This is a genomic window from Thalassospira profundimaris, from assembly GCF_003326795.1.
Taxonomy (GTDB): Bacteria; Pseudomonadota; Alphaproteobacteria; order Rhodospirillales; family Thalassospiraceae; genus Thalassospira; species Thalassospira profundimaris_C.
This window is the reverse complement of record NZ_JPWI01000004.1, coordinates 15725-33437: the sequence shown is the minus strand read 5'-3', so window position 1 is coordinate 33437 and position 17713 is coordinate 15725. Positions and strand designations below refer to the sequence as shown.

General features: G+C 54.1%; 17 protein-coding genes. 4 read left to right on the top strand and 13 right to left on the bottom strand.

Annotated features, from left to right (window positions below; all coding sequences use genetic code 11):
- Positions 1–166: 166 nt before the first annotated feature.
- Complete coding sequence (locus tag TH30_RS07995) at positions 167–1969, top strand: PHA/PHB synthase family protein (protein WP_114097572.1); 1803 nt, start codon at positions 167–169, stop codon at positions 1967–1969.
- 40 nt (positions 1970–2009) lie between these two features.
- On the opposite strand, the gene TH30_RS07990 is transcribed toward TH30_RS07995, so the two are convergent.
- Positions 2010–2669, bottom strand: coding sequence for a hypothetical protein (locus TH30_RS07990; protein ID WP_114097571.1), 660 nt, complete (start codon positions 2667–2669; stop codon positions 2010–2012).
- A gap of 253 nt (positions 2670–2922) precedes the next feature.
- On the opposite strand from TH30_RS07990, the gene TH30_RS07985 reads away from it, so the two are divergent.
- Positions 2923–3795: an NAD(P)-dependent oxidoreductase gene (locus TH30_RS07985; protein ID WP_114097570.1), complete on the top strand. Its 873-nt coding sequence runs from the start codon at positions 2923–2925 to the stop codon at positions 3793–3795.
- Here TH30_RS07985 and TH30_RS07980 read toward each other — a convergent pair.
- From TH30_RS07980 to TH30_RS07965, 4 genes are all read right to left on the bottom strand, one after another.
- Entirely contained in the window at positions 3792–5051 is a 1260-nt protein-coding gene (locus TH30_RS07980; RefSeq protein WP_258548650.1) for a cytochrome-c peroxidase, read from the bottom strand. The two genes, TH30_RS07985 and TH30_RS07980, sit on opposite strands and share 4 nt — an antisense overlap.
- Before the next feature lie 174 nt (positions 5052–5225).
- Entirely contained in the window at positions 5226–6125 is a 900-nt protein-coding gene (locus tag TH30_RS07975) for a DMT family transporter (RefSeq protein WP_114097569.1), read from the bottom strand.
- A 152-nt stretch (positions 6126–6277) separates the two neighbouring features.
- Positions 6278–7066 (bottom strand): substrate-binding periplasmic protein, encoded by a 789-nt coding sequence (locus TH30_RS07970; protein WP_181850183.1) that lies wholly within the window; start codon positions 7064–7066, stop codon positions 6278–6280.
- Between the two features lie 211 nt (positions 7067–7277).
- Positions 7278–7805 (bottom strand): gamma carbonic anhydrase family protein, encoded by a 528-nt coding sequence (locus TH30_RS07965; RefSeq protein WP_114097567.1) that lies wholly within the window; start codon positions 7803–7805, stop codon positions 7278–7280.
- A 151-nt stretch (positions 7806–7956) separates the two neighbouring features.
- On the opposite strand from TH30_RS07965, the gene TH30_RS07960 reads away from it, so the two are divergent.
- Positions 7957–8832: a substrate-binding periplasmic protein gene (locus TH30_RS07960; protein ID WP_181850182.1), complete on the top strand. Its 876-nt coding sequence runs from the start codon at positions 7957–7959 to the stop codon at positions 8830–8832.
- Between the two features lie 12 nt (positions 8833–8844).
- Here TH30_RS07960 and TH30_RS07955 read toward each other — a convergent pair whose 3' ends face one another.
- Positions 8845–9717, bottom strand: a complete 873-nt coding sequence (locus tag TH30_RS07955; protein WP_114097565.1) for a DMT family transporter — start codon at positions 9715–9717, stop codon at positions 8845–8847.
- A gap of 109 nt (positions 9718–9826) precedes the next feature.
- On the opposite strand from TH30_RS07955, the gene TH30_RS07950 reads away from it, so the two are divergent.
- The gene (locus tag TH30_RS07950) at positions 9827–11242 is read left to right on the top strand and encodes an aminotransferase-like domain-containing protein (RefSeq protein ID WP_472973930.1); all 1416 of its coding nucleotides are present in this window, start codon (positions 9827–9829) and stop codon (positions 11240–11242) included.
- Positions 11243–11311: 69 nt separating this feature from the next.
- Here the strand turns inward: TH30_RS07950 and argC are convergent, their stop codons facing one another.
- The 7 genes from argC to TH30_RS07915 all read right to left on the bottom strand — a co-directional run bounded on the left by argC (position 11312) and on the right by TH30_RS07915 (position 17635).
- Entirely contained in the window at positions 11312–12358 is a 1047-nt protein-coding gene (argC, locus tag TH30_RS07945; protein ID WP_114097564.1) for an N-acetyl-gamma-glutamyl-phosphate reductase, read from the bottom strand.
- A 185-nt stretch (positions 12359–12543) separates the two neighbouring features.
- Positions 12544–13866, bottom strand: a complete 1323-nt coding sequence (locus tag TH30_RS07940; protein WP_114097563.1) for a hypothetical protein — start codon at positions 13864–13866, stop codon at positions 12544–12546.
- Positions 13867–14023: 157 nt separating this feature from the next.
- A complete protein-coding gene (locus TH30_RS07935; RefSeq protein ID WP_114097562.1) occupies positions 14024–14800 on the bottom strand; it encodes a hypothetical protein in 777 nt (258 codons plus the stop codon).
- Positions 14801–15055: 255 nt separating this feature from the next.
- Positions 15056–15955: a GNAT family N-acetyltransferase gene (locus tag TH30_RS07930; RefSeq protein WP_114097561.1), complete on the bottom strand. Its 900-nt coding sequence runs from the start codon at positions 15953–15955 to the stop codon at positions 15056–15058.
- A gap of 131 nt (positions 15956–16086) precedes the next feature.
- The gene (gene rpsI, locus TH30_RS07925) at positions 16087–16572 is read right to left on the bottom strand and encodes a 30S ribosomal protein S9 (protein ID WP_114097560.1); all 486 of its coding nucleotides are present in this window, start codon (positions 16570–16572) and stop codon (positions 16087–16089) included.
- Entirely contained in the window at positions 16572–17039 is a 468-nt protein-coding gene (rplM, locus tag TH30_RS07920; protein ID WP_114097559.1) for a 50S ribosomal protein L13, read from the bottom strand. Before rplM ends, rpsI begins: the two co-directional genes overlap by 1 nt.
- 155 nt (positions 17040–17194) lie before the next feature.
- Positions 17195–17635 (bottom strand): PaaI family thioesterase, encoded by a 441-nt coding sequence (locus TH30_RS07915; RefSeq protein WP_114097558.1) that lies wholly within the window; start codon positions 17633–17635, stop codon positions 17195–17197.
- Positions 17636–17713 lie beyond the last annotated feature (78 nt).

The window sequence follows — 17713 nt, the reverse complement described above, 5'->3', positions numbered from 1 at the left end:
CGCTAGGCTAAGACCATGATAAGCTTGGGATCAAGCAGAGTTTCAACCCGGAGCGCCTTTCAGATACCGAACACATAAAACGCTAAAAGTCTTGCGATATTGCAAAGAAGCCCAAAACGTTTTGAAGTCACCGAGTATCTGCGGCGGTATCATAAGGGAATGCCCCATGAGCGATCAACAGGCCATCGAAACCGAAATCACGCACCCGGATCCCGAAAAACTATCTGCAGCAATGGCAGAAATTGCCGAGAGAAGTCAACGACTTGTGTCTGAATTTCTTGCAAAACAGGCAGAAGACCCGGAAATCTCGGACCCGGATCCGCTCAATATCGGGTCGGCATTTGCCGAACTGACCACCCATATCATGCAAAATCCGGCCAAGCTGGTCGAAGCCCAGATGGAACTTTGGCAGCAATATTATACGCTGTGGCACAACACCACCTTGCGCATGCTGGGCGAAGAATCCGAACCGGTCGTCACACCCCAAAAGGGTGACCGTCGCTTCCGGGACGAGGCATGGGAAAACAACGAACTGTTTGATTACATCAAGCAGTCCTATTTGCTTTCGTCGCAATGGATGCAGAATCTGGTCCATGATGTTGACGGGCTGGACGACAAGACCGCCCAGAAAGTCGAATTCTATACCCGCCAGTTTGTCGATGCGATTTCGCCAACCAACTTCCTGATGACCAATCCGGAAGTTCTGCGCACCACCATCGAAACCGGTGGCGAAAACCTGCTCAAGGGCTTGCAGAATCTTTTAGGCGATCTTGAACGTGGCAAGGGCAAGCTGCAAATCCGCATGACGGATCTTGATGCCTTCAAGATCGGGGAAAATGTCGCCACCAGCAAGGGATCGGTGATCGGCAGAACGCCCTTGATGGAATTGCTGCAATACAGTCCCAGCACCGATCAGGTCGCCAAACGCCCGCTGATGATCGTTCCACCATGGATCAACAAATATTACATCCTTGATCTGCGCCCGGAAAATTCCTTCATCAAATGGGCGGTTGATCAGGGGCATACCGTATTTGTCCTGTCGTGGGTCAATCCTGACAGCAAACTTGCCGAAAAGTCGTTCGAAGATTACGCCAAGGAAGGCGTGCTTGCGGCGCTCGACATGATCGAACAGGCCACCGGTGAAACTGAGATCAACGCCATTGGCTATTGTCTGGGCGGCACACTTCTTAGCTCCACCCTTGCCTATATGGCCAAGACCGGTGACGAGCGGATCAAATCGGCGACGTTCTTTACAACACTCACCGATTTTGAAAAGCCGGGTGAACTTTCGGTCTTTGTAGATGACGAACAGATCGAAAGCCTTGAACGCAACATGTCCAAGGAGGGCTATCTCGATGGCCGGGATATGTCGATGTCGTTTAATATGCTGCGTGCCAATGACCTGATCTGGTCCTTTGTCGTATCAAATTACATGCTGGGCAAGGATCCCTTCCCGTTTGACCTGCTGTACTGGAATTCCGATTCCACCCGCATGCCCAAGGCCATGCACAGCTTCTATTTGCGCAACATGTATAACAAGAACCTGTTGCGCGAACCGGGCGGCATCTCGATTCTCGGTCAGCCGATTGACCTGCGCGATATCAAGATCCCGGTTTACTTCCTGTCGACCCGCGAAGACCATATCGCGCCCTGGCAGGCGACCTATGCCGGAACGCAATTGATGTCCGGACAGGTGAAATTTGTCCTGTCCGCGTCGGGCCATATTGCCGGCGTGGTCAATCCGCCTGCGGCCAAGAAATATTGCTACTGGACCTATAACCGTACGCCCGCCAACCCCGATGACTGGATGGCCAAGGCCACCCAGCACGAAGGGTCATGGTGGACGGACTGGCAGAACTGGATCAGCCGCCGCTCCGGCGGCAAGGTCCCGGCGCGCAAGGAAGGTGACGGCAAGCTCAAGGTGCTTGGCCCGGCACCGGGTGAATATGTAAAAGTCACCCTGTCATAATCCAAAACCAGCACACGCCCCGGCGACGGCTATTTGTCCCCTAAGGCATCAGATAGTCGTCGCAGTCGGGCAACCGCACATCCGGTTCATAACGCCCGTTTGCGACATCAAACCGAAAGATACGGTCAAAACTGCATCTTTCATCGACCCTTTCCACAAGGTCTTCATCTCGCAAGCCTGGCAACTGCGTTGAATCCTGATCAAGCGATGCGGTCGCGGGAAATGCCGTTGCCCTGCTTGCATATTCGATCTCTGGCAAACCAACCATCCCGTGGTGGCTCAAACGAATATCGGCCGCAAACCGATATTCGTCGCGGCAGACATCCCGGCGCTTCTGGATGTCGGCTTCGCTAAAACAGGCCCGGATCATTTTCACCGCACCAATTGGCACCGACAGGACAACCGGGTTTGTCGATAACGACGGACCGTCACCTGCATCCAGCCTGATCACGTCAAGAAAATGCGCCTCGGTACCGCCACCGGAATAGCCAACATTGACGGCACTGATCACCCCGACAAGAACATCGGCTGACCTGTCGGAAGCCGTGGTCAGAAACGGCCAAACTTCGCGATCTGTCGCGCCGAAGGAATCGGCATCAGTCAGGATATCATAAGCCAGTGTCCGTTCGCGGCCCGGTTTACCATCCCGTGTGACGGAAACCAAAACGCCTCCCGTGTCGGCATCCTGGGCAAGCTGCACGCACCATTTTTAATCCTGTGAACAATGCTTTTCTCCGTCCGGATCAGGCACAAGCGGGATCATGCGATAAGACGCAGTATCAGAACTGTTTGCCCTCCAGCCACATCCGTACATCAGAAGTGTACCCAGGACGGCGATTACATTTAAACAGGTGGTGTTTCTTTGCACTTCAGCTTCCCGCCGGGTAATCAATTGACTGCGCACGATCTTTGCGAAACCATCGGAAAACATTTACCAGTTAAAAGCAACGCACATGACACAGAAAATCGGTTTTCTCGGCGCAGGTCGCATGGCCGCCGCCATGATCAAACGCCTTCTTTCCAAAGGCTATCAGATACAGGTCTGGAACCGCAGCCCGGACAAGCTTGAACCGCTGGTCGCACTGGGTGCAGTTGCCTGCGCCACCCCTGCACTTGCCGCCACCGGCGTCGATACCATCATTTCATTCATGGCAGACGACAAAGCCGCAAAAGCCGTGTGGCTTGGTGATGACGGCGCGCTTGAGGCAATGAGCCCCGGGACAATCGCCATTGAATGCTCCACCCTTTCGCATGCCTTTGTGCTTGATCTTGCCAGGACGGTTTCAAATGCCGGACATACCTATATCGACGCACCTGTCACGGGTATTCCCGCCGACATCGAAGCTGGCAACACGATATTTTTGATCGGCACGGAACCGGCCGATCTTGACCGCATCCGGCCGATCCTTGAGGACACAGGCAAACGGATCGTGCATTTCGGCCCGGTAGGGTCAGGAACGGTTTACAAACTGATGCATAATTTGCTGGGCGCAGTTCATATTGCCGCTGCGGCTGAATTGGTGGCGGTTGCCCAGAAGGCCGGATTGGACGGTGCAACCGTGGCCGAAACATTTTCAATTGGCGCGAATGCCAGCGGGTCGGGACTTGTAACCGTACCGGGCATGATTAGCGGAAACCACCATGAGGGGATCCATTTCACCACGGCACTTCGGGCAAAGGATGCATCCTATGCGCTTGCCATGACCAAAGAATATGGCATTTCTGTCCCGGTCGGACAGGCAGCATACGATGTCTTCGAAACTGCCAGCCGGGCCGGTTTTGGCGACCTTGCGCAAAGTGCGGTGATCGAAACGCTCAAGCCCTAATTGGCGGCTGCTTTTTCGTGTTCGACCAAAAGCGGTTCATATCGTGCATCAGTCAAGGTCTTGAGGAAGGCAACAACAGCCTTGATGCGCTGGTCATCAAGAGCATCACCCTGCTCTAGCTCCTTTATCGAGATGGTATCGGAAACTTCGGGCGCGCCCCACGGCTTGCCGGTTTCCGGGTTGGTCTGGTTGGCTTTGGCCTTGCTGTTATATTTGTTATAGAACCGCACCACGGTTTCCAGATCCGCAAACACACCGTTATGCATATAAGGCCCCGTGATTGCGACATTACGCAGTGACGGGGTTTTGTATTTGCCGCGATAGGCCGGATCATCAATCGCCGGATTGTCCAGAAGCCCGTTATCGGTAAAGGCGGTATCCTTTCCAACGGCCTTGCGCGTGGCAATGTTGCGCGGCACGCCGATATTGTGGAACTGATAATTGGTGAATGTCTCCCCCTCGGCGGTCGGGCTGGTCTTGAGCATATGACAGGTATTGCAGTTGGTGAACTGCTGCGAGAAGAACAGAACCCGTCCAAGTTCTTCCTCCGGAGTCATTTTATATTCACCGCGCAGGAAACGGTCATATTTGCTGTCAAACGGCGCAAAGTCATCGCCTTGCTCAAAAGCCGCAATCGCCTGCGTCATGGCACCATAGGCCTTGTCACTATCTGACCAGATATCATCGCCAAACAACGCCTTGAAACCGGCGACATAGTCGTCATTTTCCAAAAGGCGCGCCACCACGCCTGCCTTGTCACTCATGCCCATTTCGATGGGGTTAAGCGGCGGGCCACCCGCCTGTTCGGCAAGATCACTTGCGCGCCCGTCCCAGAACTGGCCACCGACGGCAATGCCGTCGTCACCCACGTGGAATTTCGGTGAAAATTTCGCATAGGCTGCCATCGGTGCATTTCGATCACCAAGGCTTTTTCCATCGTCCCCCAGAGAAAAGGCGCCATTGGCCACATTCATGCGTGGATCCTTGAACGCCATCGAAGGTTCATGACAGGTCGCACAGGCCTGTGTACGGTTGGCCGACAGATTGGTATCGAAATAAAGCGCCTCGCCCAGTGCCGCTTTATCGGCAAAGGGCGCGTTCCCCGCACTCGCCACTTCCACCATATCCGGCGTTTGTCCGGCAAGACGATGCAGGAAGGTTTCCGGGCTTTCAGCCCGTGCTGACGCGACAAAGCCGACAGTCATCGCCGACGCGATCAGTGCGAAACGGAATGGGTGGGTGTTCTGATGACGCATAAAAGGTACTTCGATCTGATCACAGGATTTGATGGAGGCGCGGCAGGAAGCTCAATCGCGAACGCAACGCATTTACACCCACAGACTTGAACCCTGCTTTGATAAAAGTCAATGGCAGGTCAATTAAGTGACCTGCCATTTCATGTATCAATTCAATCGTTCGGATATTCCCAATCAGATCGCAATCGACGGTCGACGCCGCATCAATGGCAACAATTGAACAGCAATGATCGCAGCAAGGATCACACCGCAGCCTGCATATTCCTCTGGCGCCAGACGTTCGCCAAGGAACCATGCCCCGGCAATCGCAGCAAAGACCGCCTCGGCGCTCATGATAATGGCGGCATCGGATGCCTCGGTGTAATTCTGGGCAACAGCCTGAAGGGTAAAGGCCACCCCGGCTGACATGATCCCGGCATACAGGATTTCAAACCCGGCATTCTGAATGTCGGCGATGCTGAATGTTTCAGTCATTGCCCCCATCGCCATGCCAAGGAGACCGGTAATAAAGAACTGGGTCGCAGCAACAGTCGCGGGCGCATTGGTGCGCGTGACCATCACCCCGATCAAAACCACCTGGACTGCCCAGAACAGGGCACTGGCCAAGACCCACAAATCGCCGCTTCCAAGTCCGCTTAGATCGCCGCCGCTCAGCAAATAGGTACCATAAACGCACATTGCCCCGCCCGGCCAGACCGACCAGTGCGGACGACTGCGAAACACGACATAGGCCAGAACCGGCACGGTCGGCACATAAAATGCGGTCAGAAACGCCGCATTGGTCACTGTGGTGCTCATGATGCCGATCTGCTGGAAAATACTGGCAAGATACATCGAAATGCCCGTTGCGATCATGCCAAGGATATCTACGCGATCAAGCGAACGACCGGCCCGACCAAGTTTGCGCAACTCGCGAAGTGCAAATGGCAACACTGCAAGTGTTCCAAGCAGAAAACGCACCCCCGTAAAATATTGCGGGCCGATATTTTCCATACTTGTGTGCTGAACGACAAAAGTCGTGCCCCAAATCAGGGCCACAAAGACGATAACGGCATTTGCCTGCCAACGCGTCATATTCCCGGTCCATTTCCTGTGCCCGGGCGTGGTGGCGCACGGCACGTTAAGTGTCGAAGATCGAAACTTGCTAAACCAAGTCGGCTTACTTCGCAACCGGGATCAACCGGTGACCATCTGCTTTCACAAGACAGCATAGATCGATGTGTGAGCTAATTGGTGCTAACACTCTGATTTCCAAAAAGACTGTGATAGCTGTCGGTGAATGTTTCACGCGTAATGGCGTTTGATAATCTCCGGGCCAGCTGCGGCGAAATGGTTTTGGACGAGAACATCAACCGCACTGGCTCTTTGGCCAGAATGAACGGATGCTCTTCAACCCCGCCACTAAAACCAAGCGCCTCGGCCTGCGCAAGATATGCCGCCGGAAGCCCCAACAAGAGGTCAATACGCTTTGCCATCAAAAGCTGCGTGCCATGGGGTGCCATCGATACGTCTGCGATATAGGGGGCATTTTCCGGGTTTTCGCTGAATGTCTTGAATGCCTCGCCGCGATAGGCGCCGCGCACATATCCGATCACAAGTTGCTGGCGCACCACATCTTCAAGACTGCTCAGCTTGATGCGTCGCGCGTCCCCCTTGCGCACCACAAACCCGAAGATGTCATTGCGATAGGGAACCGAAAACAATCCATATCTGGCACGTTCCTCGGTAAAGGATGCCGATGGCAGAATATCGATATCGCCATGTTCGATCGCATAAAGGGCCCGTTTCCAGGGCATGAAAACAAACTGGAATTCGCACCCCGTGGCGCGCATAACCCGTGCGATGAACTGGTTGTCAATGCCCGCAGCCATACCGTTCGCATCTTTGATACTAAACGGGCTATAGGTCTCGGATGCACGGATCACCAACGGGCGCGTACAGTCACTGATCGGTTCAGCAAAGCTTGTTTGCATCCCCCCGAACAACAAGACAAACAGCATTGCGATGCCTGGCATAAAATGCCGAGCCGCCATATTTTCCCACGCCTTCTTTACGCCTTGGCATACCGTTTTGTTTTTATGATCGGTTATGCCTGATTATGTGAGAGCGAACGCATCCCCTTTTCGCAACCGGGCTGAATGATGCAGAAAATCCTTGCGCCGTCAAACCACTTTGCAACTTAACCGCGCAAGAAAATGCCTGGCACCGCCCCTTGTCCCGCAGTCTTTATTTCAGATCTTCCGGGATGGATTTTACATATTCCTGCGCCAAATCGGCATAGCGATCAGCAGATACCTTGAAGAACTCGATCTCTTCCTGTGTCAGATCGCGCACCTTGCGCGCCGGCACACCTGCCCACAATTCCCCGGCCGGAATACGCTTGCCCGGTGCAAGTAGTGCATTGGCACCAAGCATGCCGCCCTGCTCGATCACACAACCATCCATCACAGTGGCCCCCATCCCGACAAAGCTTCGGTCTTCAAGTGTGCAGGCATGAATAATCGCAGCATGGCCGATGGTCACATCATCACCGATATAGGTCCCGAACTTGCCTTTCGCGACATGTACCATCGTCAGGTCCTGAATATTGGTACGTGATCCGATGCGGATTTCATGCACGTCACCACGAATAACACAGCCAAACCAGATGCCGGTCTCTGCCCCGATTTCAACATCCCCGATAATTGTCGCATTCGGGGCAATAAACGCAGTTTCATCGATGGTGGGCATTACCCCGCGATAGGACAGACGCATGGTCAGATGACCTTTCGTAACTTGTGTTCAGACATCGCCACCTTGTGAAATCGTATATCTCGCGGTGCGGTCTCTCTTGATTTGGCAGTTTAAATTCTAACATGAAAAGATGGAAACCCTGTCGCAACAAATCTTGCTCATGATCATATCCATGCCATCCAGCCTTGTCCTTACAACTGCCACGCGTTTTTTGACCCGTGCTATCGGCGCAGCTGTGGCCGGAATTTTTGCAGGTTTGTTTTTCGCAGGCCCGACAGATGCGCACGAACCATCCTTTAACCGGACCGACAACGGATTGCTGATTGCAGCATTTTCCGTCTGGGAACCGTTTGTGATTGAGGATGAAGATGGCTCCCGGCACGGGATTGATGTTGCGCTACTCACCGAAATTGCCCGTCGCCTCGGACTGGAACTTGATTTGCACCCCTGCCCCTGGCGGCGTTGTCTGAAAACACTTGAAGACGGACAAATAGATGTCCTTACAAGCTTTGCCTTCACCAAAGAACGCGCGGAATTTGCCCATTACGTCACCCCGCCCTATAGCCAGGTGACACCGGTCTTTTACTATAATCGTGAAAACCCGGTTTCGATCACCGATTACGGCGATCTGCGCAATCTGACCATTGGGGCTGTGGTCGATTCACGTTATTTTGAACCGTTTGATAGCGACACGTCCCTTGATAAGTTCGAAGCTGGCAGCGAGATCATTTTACTTCGGATGCTCAATGCCAAACGGCTTGATGCCATCGTTGGATCGGATTCCAACGCCGATTTCGAAATTCGTCGCGATCATCTGGAAGACACAATCGTCAAGGCCCCGTTCCGGTCAGGGCATCACAACGACATCCATATGGCCGTTTCGCGCAAATCCCCCCTGATGGCGCGCACCGAACAGATATCTCAGATCATGCAAGACCTGCTTGATGAAGGCTTCATTGACCGCCTTCACGAGCAATATTGGCCCGACAAGGGGCCGAGCCAGCATTCCCGGGACGACAATCCCGACGCAACGCAGCCGATCCAGTGACGATATCGCCATTCAGGCAAATTTTTTGGCCCCTGCAACACACAACACAACCGCAAGCGTGACGACAATCATCGCCCAGCTGACCGGCTCGGCCAAAATCATTGAAGCCAGCATCAATCCCATGAAGGGTTGTAAAAGCTGCAACTGACCGACCGTGGCGATCCCGCCCAATGCCAGTCCGCGATACCAGAAGAAAAACCCGATCAGCATGCTAAACAGTGACACGTAACCAAGCCCAAGCCATGCCGATAGTCCAATCGCGTCGGTACTGTCCGGCAGTGTCAGCCCGCACAGGATTACCATCGGAACAAGCGATATCACCAGCGCCCAGCAGATCACCTGCCACCCGCCAAGATGCCGCGAAAGCTTCCCGCCTTCGGCATAGCCAAGACCACAGACAATGACAGCGCCCAGCATATAAAGGTCACCTGAAAGCGCACCGGGTTCACTGCCAATCGCTGCAAATCCGGCCACCAGCACACTCCCCAAGACCGAGAACAGCCAGAAAACCGGGCGTGGTCGTTCGCCTCCACGCAGCATCCCGAAAATCGCCGTGGCAAGCGGCAGCAATCCGATAAACACAATCGATCTTGCAGAACTGATATGTTCAAGCGCAAGAGCCGTCAGCAACGGAAAGCCGACAACCACGCCGCCCGCCACCACCAAAAGCGATGTCCATTGCGATTTCTGCGGTCGTACAGGCTTTGATACCAGAAGGATCGCAAGCGCCAGACACCCGGCAATCGCAGCACGGGCCACAGTCAGGAATACCGGATCGAAATCCATCACCGCCAGTCTGGTCGCAGGCAAGGAACCACTGAAAATCACAATTCCCATCATGCCGCTCAGCCAGCCAGCGCGTGTTTGATAAGCAACCCGTGCCATGAATACCTCCATCACAATGACAGAGATATCTTTGACTTGCCCAAGTGCACGTCACCAGACACAATACAATACAAATATAGCAAACTGTACTGAGACAAAGGGCAATACAGTGACCTTTCACCGGCCCGCGAACAACAGCACCACCGGCAAGGATGGCACCCTTGTTTCCCAAGTCATGGCAACCATCCGTGACCGGATCGCAACGCGCAACCTGCTATCGGGTGACAAACTACCGTCAATCCGCGCCTGCGCACGTCAGATGGCTGTGTCGAACTCTACTGTGGTCGAGGCCTATGACCGGCTGGTTGCCGACGGCACCATACAGTCACGGCGCGGATCGGGCTTTTATGTATCGGGTCACACTGCGCCGCTGTCGATTGCCCAGATCGGCCCGAAACTTGACCGGGCGATTGATCCGTTCTGGGTGTCGCGCCAGTCGCTTGATGCCAGACCCGATATGCTCAAACCCGGTTGCGGCTGGTTGCCAGCCGACTGGATGCCCGAAACATCGATCAGGCGCGCCTTGCGCAATCTTTCGCGCGCAACTGACACCGTTCTGACCGAATATGGTACGCCGCTTGGCCTTGCGCCCTTGCGACAATTGTTGTCACGACGCCTGGCGACTTTCGGGATCGAAGCCGGTCCCGACCAGATCCTTTTGACGGAATCGGGTACGCAGGCGATTGATATGCTCTGCCGGTTTCTGATCGAACCGGGTGACACCGTCCTGATTGACGATCCCTGCTATTTCAATTTCTGTGCGCTTTTGCGGGCGCACCGCGCCAATATCGTCAGTGTGCCCTTTGGCCCGAACGGCCCGGATATTGATGCCTTTGCAGACATCCTCGCCACCCACAAGCCCCGCCTTTACATCACCAATTCCGGCCTTCACAACCCGACCGGTGCGTCTTTGTCACCACAGGTCGCCCACAAGGTTCTGAAAATTGCGGATCAGCATGATCTGATCATCATAGAAGATGACATCTTTGCCGATTTTGAAAACCAACCGTCCCCGCGTCTGGCTGCCATGGGCGGGATGGAGCGGGTTATTCACATCGGAAGCTTTTCCAAAACGCTTTCCGCCTCAATACGTTGCGGCTATATCGCTACCCGGCCTGAATGGGTTGACGGCCTGATTGACCTTAAGGTCGCCACCGGCTTTTCAAGCAGTAATCTTGCCCCGGAACTGGTCCATGCCGTGCTTAAGGATGGCACCTATCGCAAACATATGGACGGGCTGCGAGACCGGCTTTCGCACACCATGACCCAGACGGCAAAACGTCTTGCATCACTTGGTATCTATCCCGTTGTTACGCCAAATGCCGGACTGTTTTTATGGTGTGCGTTACCCGACGGGATCGATGCCGCGCAAGTAGCCCGCAATGCCCTTGGCGATGGTGTGGTCCTTGCACCGGGCAATGTCTTTAGCATCTCGCAATCAGCAGGAAATCTGATGCGCTTTAACGTGGCGCAATGTCAGAACCCCAAAATATTCGACGTGCTTGAACGCGCCATGCGCCCATGACCGGCCCCAAAAGCAAAAGGCGCACCCGACTGGGTGCGCCTTTTGTCATTTTATCTGACTTCGGATCGCTTACGGGAACAGCGGCTCAATCTCGAGCCCCATGGTTTCCGGTAGGCCCAGCATCACATTCATGTTCTGAACCGCCTGGCCCGATGCGCCTTTGACCAGATTGTCCTCAACCGCAACAATGATCACACGGCCCGGTACGCGATCCTTGACCACGCCCATCAGGACGTAGTTCGAACCACGCACATGACGGGTCTGCGGGGTCACACCGAATGGCAGGACACGTACAAACGGCTCGCCCTCGAAACGCTTTTCGAGTGCTGCCTGAATGTCTTCGGCCGTGGTGCCATCGGTCATTTTGACATAGATGGATTCAAGGATACCGCGGCTCATCGGCATCAGATGCGGCGAAAAGTTCACAACCACGTCCTGACCGCTCGCCCATGCGAGGCCCTGCTCGATTTCAGGCGCATGACGATGCCCACCGGTGCCATAGGCATGAATGCCCTCGGTCACCTCGGCATAAAGCGTGCCTTCCTTCGGCGCACGGCCCGCACCGGTCACACCGGATTTGGCATCAATGATGATGTCATCAGCATGAACCAGTTTGCCTTCAAGAAGCGGGGTCAGTGCCAGCTGTACCGGGGTCGGATAGCAACCCGGATTGGCAACAACACGTGCATTCTTGATCTTTTCACGGTGCAGTTCGGTCAGGCCATAGACGACCTCTTTCTGCAAATCCTGTGCGGCATGTTCTGCGCCATACCATTCCTTGTAGGTCGCCGGATCAAACAGGCGGAAGTCCGCCGACAGATCGACGACCTTCACATGCGCGGGCAGACCGGCAATGACTTCCTGCGTGGTGCCATGGGGCAGTGCGCAGAAAATCACGTCAACCGTTGACCAGTCGGCCTCGGCAATCGAGATCATGGTTGGCAATTTGATATGGGCAAGATGCGGGAAAACTTCCCCGAACGGACGCCCGGCTCGTCGGTCGGCGGTCAGCAGGGTGATTTCCGCGGCAGCATGATGCGCAAGAATGCGAACCAGCTCTGCCCCGGTATAGCCACTGGCACCGAGAATTCCGACTTTGACCTTGACGTCACTCATTTAAATCTTGCTCCAAGTTAGGCACCCGTGATGAACGGGTATTGATAACGTGCGGATGTTGGCAAACAAGCCCACCAGATGCAAGCAATTAGGCCGCAAATATCCCTGATAAACCGCAATATCCCCATGCAAATTAAGCATGATGCTCAAATGCTTGTAGATGAGGTGCTTGTATATGAGGCCGGTTATTTCTTGCGTGCCCGGCGTACTGTTGACGGACAGGCACGTTTGTCCTGTGGCAGAACGGTATAGAATTTCTCGATCTGCTCATATCCGGTCGGTGCCGCGACCGGGTAGCTTGCGACATATCGTCGATCCGACAAGCCAAAATCACTGGCTTTAAGACCTGATCGCTGCAACCACATGCGACGGTGCGCGTCCGACACCACGACGTCGGGATCATCGACCAGAAAGATAGCATCGCGCGCCAGCCGGTCATTATATTTGTGATGGCTCGGAAGCCAGGCGGCAAGCTGTTTGCGCAGATTGCCCGGGCTTGGCAAATTGCGCGTGCGGGTGACAAATTTGGTCATCTGGCTGACCAGCTGGCTGATGTCGCTTGGCGGCACCGAACCATGTGTTGCGCGGTCGATGAAAAATGCCAGATCAATCTCGGTCGGATCACGCCTGATAAGCGGTTTTATTGACGCATACAATTTGAAGAATCGCGCAATCTTGCCGCCATCGGCATTGGCCGCATCATAAACCCGGCGATAGGATTCCTGCACCTCGGCACGCGCGCCATAGGCGGCAAAACGCCGGGTAAAATCAGCACGTTCGCGGTCATTCACCCAGATCGCACACAACAAATCAAAGGCCGCATCATTATTACCAAGAGCAAGTCTGTGCATATCTTCGGTAAAGGGACCAAAGATATCACGCAGCAATCCGGGATTGGCGCGCTCGGCCGCAAACAGAATTTGCTGGATTTCCGCCCCTGCCCCGGCAGTTGCCCCGCGCGGCCCCCATGTCAGATAGGCGCGCGGATCATTGGTAAAGCAATATGGATCGCCTTCAAGATACCGCTTGCCGCTGCGCGGATTGGCGGACTGGCAGAAATTGAACTGGATCACGTCGTAATCTGTTCCTTCCAGTGCGAAGGTCAGTTGATTGGCCCGCTCGATTGCATCGGGTGGCGGCAATTGCGGCGGCATCAAAAGTCGCCAAAGACCTGTCGTGATCGCCCCGTAACTTTCCGCACCGACCGCAGCACGTACTGCCGAATTCAGGCATGGCTGAAGATCAATGATCGCCTGACGGGTCTTGGCCCCCACCACGCCATCGGCCTTGCCATAGCTATTGGCAGGCTTACCGGCACAATTGGCGGCTTGCGCAAAAAGCCGCTGCTGGAATGTCGCAACCGCCCCGTAGCGTCCAAGTGTCAAAGCCCGGTTCTCAAAACGATACAGAACCTGCGCAAGATCCTGTGCCTGCGCACCGTTGCCCGATGAAAACAAACCAAAAGTTCCTGCCAGCACCAACACAACCGGCACAACCAAATTCTTCATCCGACGAAATGGCAGATTGCATTTCACAGCAGTTACTCATCCGGCTTACGGGCATCTGACGGACAGATCGATCAAACCTGAATGACAGCTATTAAAGGCCAAGAAACGACGTCAGGGCTTCCGAAAGCTGTCAAAGATTGTCACCGGGACCGCTCAGTTATGGCTCAAAACTGAAACCACCTTTGATGGCCTCTCTGACAACTTTGGCCTCATCAAAATTGATCTGATCAACAATATGCGAAACCTGTTTCATCACTTCTTCGCTTGGCTTTGCCTTATTGGCATTTTTTTGCGGCGGCATGATGCAGTCCCCGGCAATACCAAGGCCTTTCAGAAAGGACTTGGCCCCCTCTTCATGCACCGCTTGATCAAGAGACACTTCAATCATTTCGATCTTGTCGGCATATTTCTGCCGGTAATATTCCTGCCGCGCAGCCATCTCGTAACAATACCAAAGCGGCATCCCCAATGCGCCAAACTGCGAAAACGCCTGAGCATTGATTATTTTTCTTGAATAGGAAGGATGCAGATACCACTGCCAAGGGATCGTGATATTACCGAAATCATGGCGGACGAGATAACTAACACATTGTTTTACAATATTTCTCTTAAGAATAATCAGTGTTGTGAAATCAGCCCGGTCATTTGCGATGACATTCTCGACCAACCCGCATTTGCACAGGGTATGATTTGTCTCGGCATAAATGCCTTCATCCGGAATGGTTTTGAACTTTCGCTGCCAGAAATCCTTGATGAAGTCGTTATTCCCGAAGTTATTGAACGTTCTCATGGTCCGGATATCCGGCATCCGGGTGCCAAAATCATCAATCTCGAGCGGTTCGTGGATTGCTTCTATTTTCAGGTTCTCAGACAGAAAATCCGCCAGCCAGGCAGAGCCGGTACGTCCGGCTGTGATCACGAAGTAGTTCTTCATCAATCTTCCTCTCTGATATCCCTTAGGGCAGGCAAATATTCACATCATCTATGATTTTCAAGCCAGCCATTATGGCCGCACACCCTTTAAGCAAGTTTAACCGCCATGCGCCCAAATCGATATCTTCGATTGTCAAATTTCGGTGACACGGCCTGATCATAGAAAACACACGCCACCAGCATCAACGCTGGTGGCATGCATATAACAATCGTGAATAAATGGATTGGCACCTGCCTCTGACAGCATCAATCCGCATCAAGAAAGGGCACGCTCCGTCACACTTGGTGTGACCGGGCTTTTAAGCAGCGCCAAGCGATAGCGCCCGATCTTCTGGAAACCAAGCGCCTCATAGGCCCTGGCAGCAGCTTCGCTGTCGGTTGACAGGATCGCACGGGTAACCCCGCGCGCGCGTGCTGCCAGTAGTGTCTTGGCAACCAGAATGCGGGCATAACCGTTGGACCGGAATTCCGGCGGGGTCCAGACCGGTCCGACCTGTACCATATCGGGCATCTGGGCATTGAATCCGGAAAGACTGACCGCCTTGCCATCAACAATCAGCGCCCACATGTTGCGTGCATCAAGGGCATGAACAAGACGTGATGCGATCTTGCTATCCAGAACCGGGGTATCTTCGGCCCCCAGTGCCTCGATCTCATAAGCGCGCAACCAGCTCAGAAGCGTGCTGCGTTCAACCTTTTCCGCATCGACCATCTGAAAATCATCGGCCCGCGCATTGATCGGCACAATCAGCTTGGCAAGATCGAGGTCATAAAGAAAATCTGACGCATTGATCGCAAAATCCGCATCCGAAAGCCCAAGCTGATCGAGAAGATCAGCCGCCTGATCCGCATCTCCGAACACACCTGCAACCGGACCCGTCATTTCGGAGCGAAACACATCAACCAGCCCCGACGGCGCGCCTGCTTCATTGCCCGACTGGACAAAAACATTGCCACTGCCAAACTGCGCAATGACAGCACTGATCGCACCGCTTGCATCCACCGCACCAAAATACGTTCCAGAAAGCGGATGACGGCGTCGCTCGATACCGGCAGTTCGCAGGTTCCCGCGCAGAACCATGCTGGTCGCTGCATGATTGGCAAGGAATGCGTTTGCGGCATCGAGGTCGGCGTCGTGCAGCTTTCTGTACTGCATAATGGTGGTCCCTTTCAAATCAGGGGTTTAAAGGCTGCTTTTCCACAATTGCCGTGAAAAAAGCACAAAAAAAGAAGGCCCGCTGAACCAGCGGGCCTTCTTGAAATCGCGTATCGCGTAAGCGTGCCGGTTTAGCGCTTCGAGAACTGGAAGCTACGACGGGCTTTGGCGCGACCGTATTTTTTACGTTCAACTGCACGCGAGTCACGGGTAAGGAACCCGCCAGCCTTGAGCGAACCACGCAGTGCCGGCTCGAACAGGGTCAGCGCACGGGAGATACCGTGACGAACTGCGCCAGCCTGGCCCGAAAGACCACCACCGGAAACGGTGCAAACGACGTCGAACTGATCTTTACGATCGGTAACGCCGAACGGCTGGTTGATCACCATGCGCAGAACCGGACGTGCGAAGTAGTCTTCGAATTCACGGCCATTGACGGTGACTTTACCCGAGCCCGGCTTGATCCAGACACGTGCAATTGCGTTTTTACGACGGCCAGTTGCATAGGAACGGCCCTGTGCGTCGATCTTCGGCTCCGGCAGGGTGCCTTCGGCAGCTGCGGTTTCACCGCCCTGTGCCAGATCCTTGAGATCTTCAAGAGTTTTGGTGTCGGCCATTATTTAGCACTCCGCTTGTTCTTTTCGTTCATAGCCGCAACGTCGAGGACTTCCGGCTTCTGAGCTTCATGCGGATGCTCGGTACCAGCATAAACGTGCAGTTTGGAAAGAACCTGGCTGCGCAGCGGACCACGGGACATCATACGCTCAACAGCTTTGATGATCACACGTTCCGGATGCTCACCGTTCAGGAGCTTGTCCATGGTGCGTTCTTTAATGCCGCCCGGGTAACCGGTGTGCCAGTAGAACTTCTTGTTCTGAAGTTTACGGCCAGTCAGTTTGACTTTTTCGGCATTGACGATGACGATGTGATCGCCACAGTCCATGTGCGGGGTAAACATTGCTTTGTGTTTACCACGAAGACGGTTGGCAACAACAGCAGCAAGGCGGCCAAGGACGACGTCTTCAGCGTCGACCACGAACCATTTGCGCTCGATGTCGCTCGGTGTCGCAGTGAAGGTTTTCATTATATCTATACTCGAAAACTGGGTTCCACGGAGGGAAACGTCCCTCGTTGAAAGTCGGCGCATTATGCCAGCATTCAACAGGAAAACAACAGGAATATTTCATTTAAAATCAATAAGTTAAACAGATAGGTATTATTTTACCACACGATTTCGGGCTATTTTTGATCCGGTGGCATCGCATATGTCCCGATCACATGCGCACACAGACTGTTATCAACGTCTGATCGAATATGGCATTCGGCAATCAAAAGCCGCCTGCCCGCCTTAAGGATCTTGGCTTCGGCAATCAGGTCTCCGGGCTTTGCCCCCGACAGGAAATGCACCGTAGCCTCGGTCGTGACCGCCAGATCAGCCTGCGGCACCACAAGCCAGGCCACCGCATAAAGCGCAATATCGGCCAGCGCAAAGATCGCAGGCCCCGTTACCACATTGCCCGGACGCAGATAGCGTTCCGAAAAAGGCAATCTCAGAATGGCGGTATCATGTTCAAGGCTTTCGGTGCGGACCCCCATGTCACCGACAAACGGAACCTTTTCACGCATGATCGCGTCAAAATCCGCCGGTGTGATCCCGGTCCGGGTTCGGGAATTATTCATGAATGCGGGCCTCCCCAGATTGCCAGTTTTGTCTTGGCTTTATTGATAAAGACACCACAGCCTGACATAACGTTTACG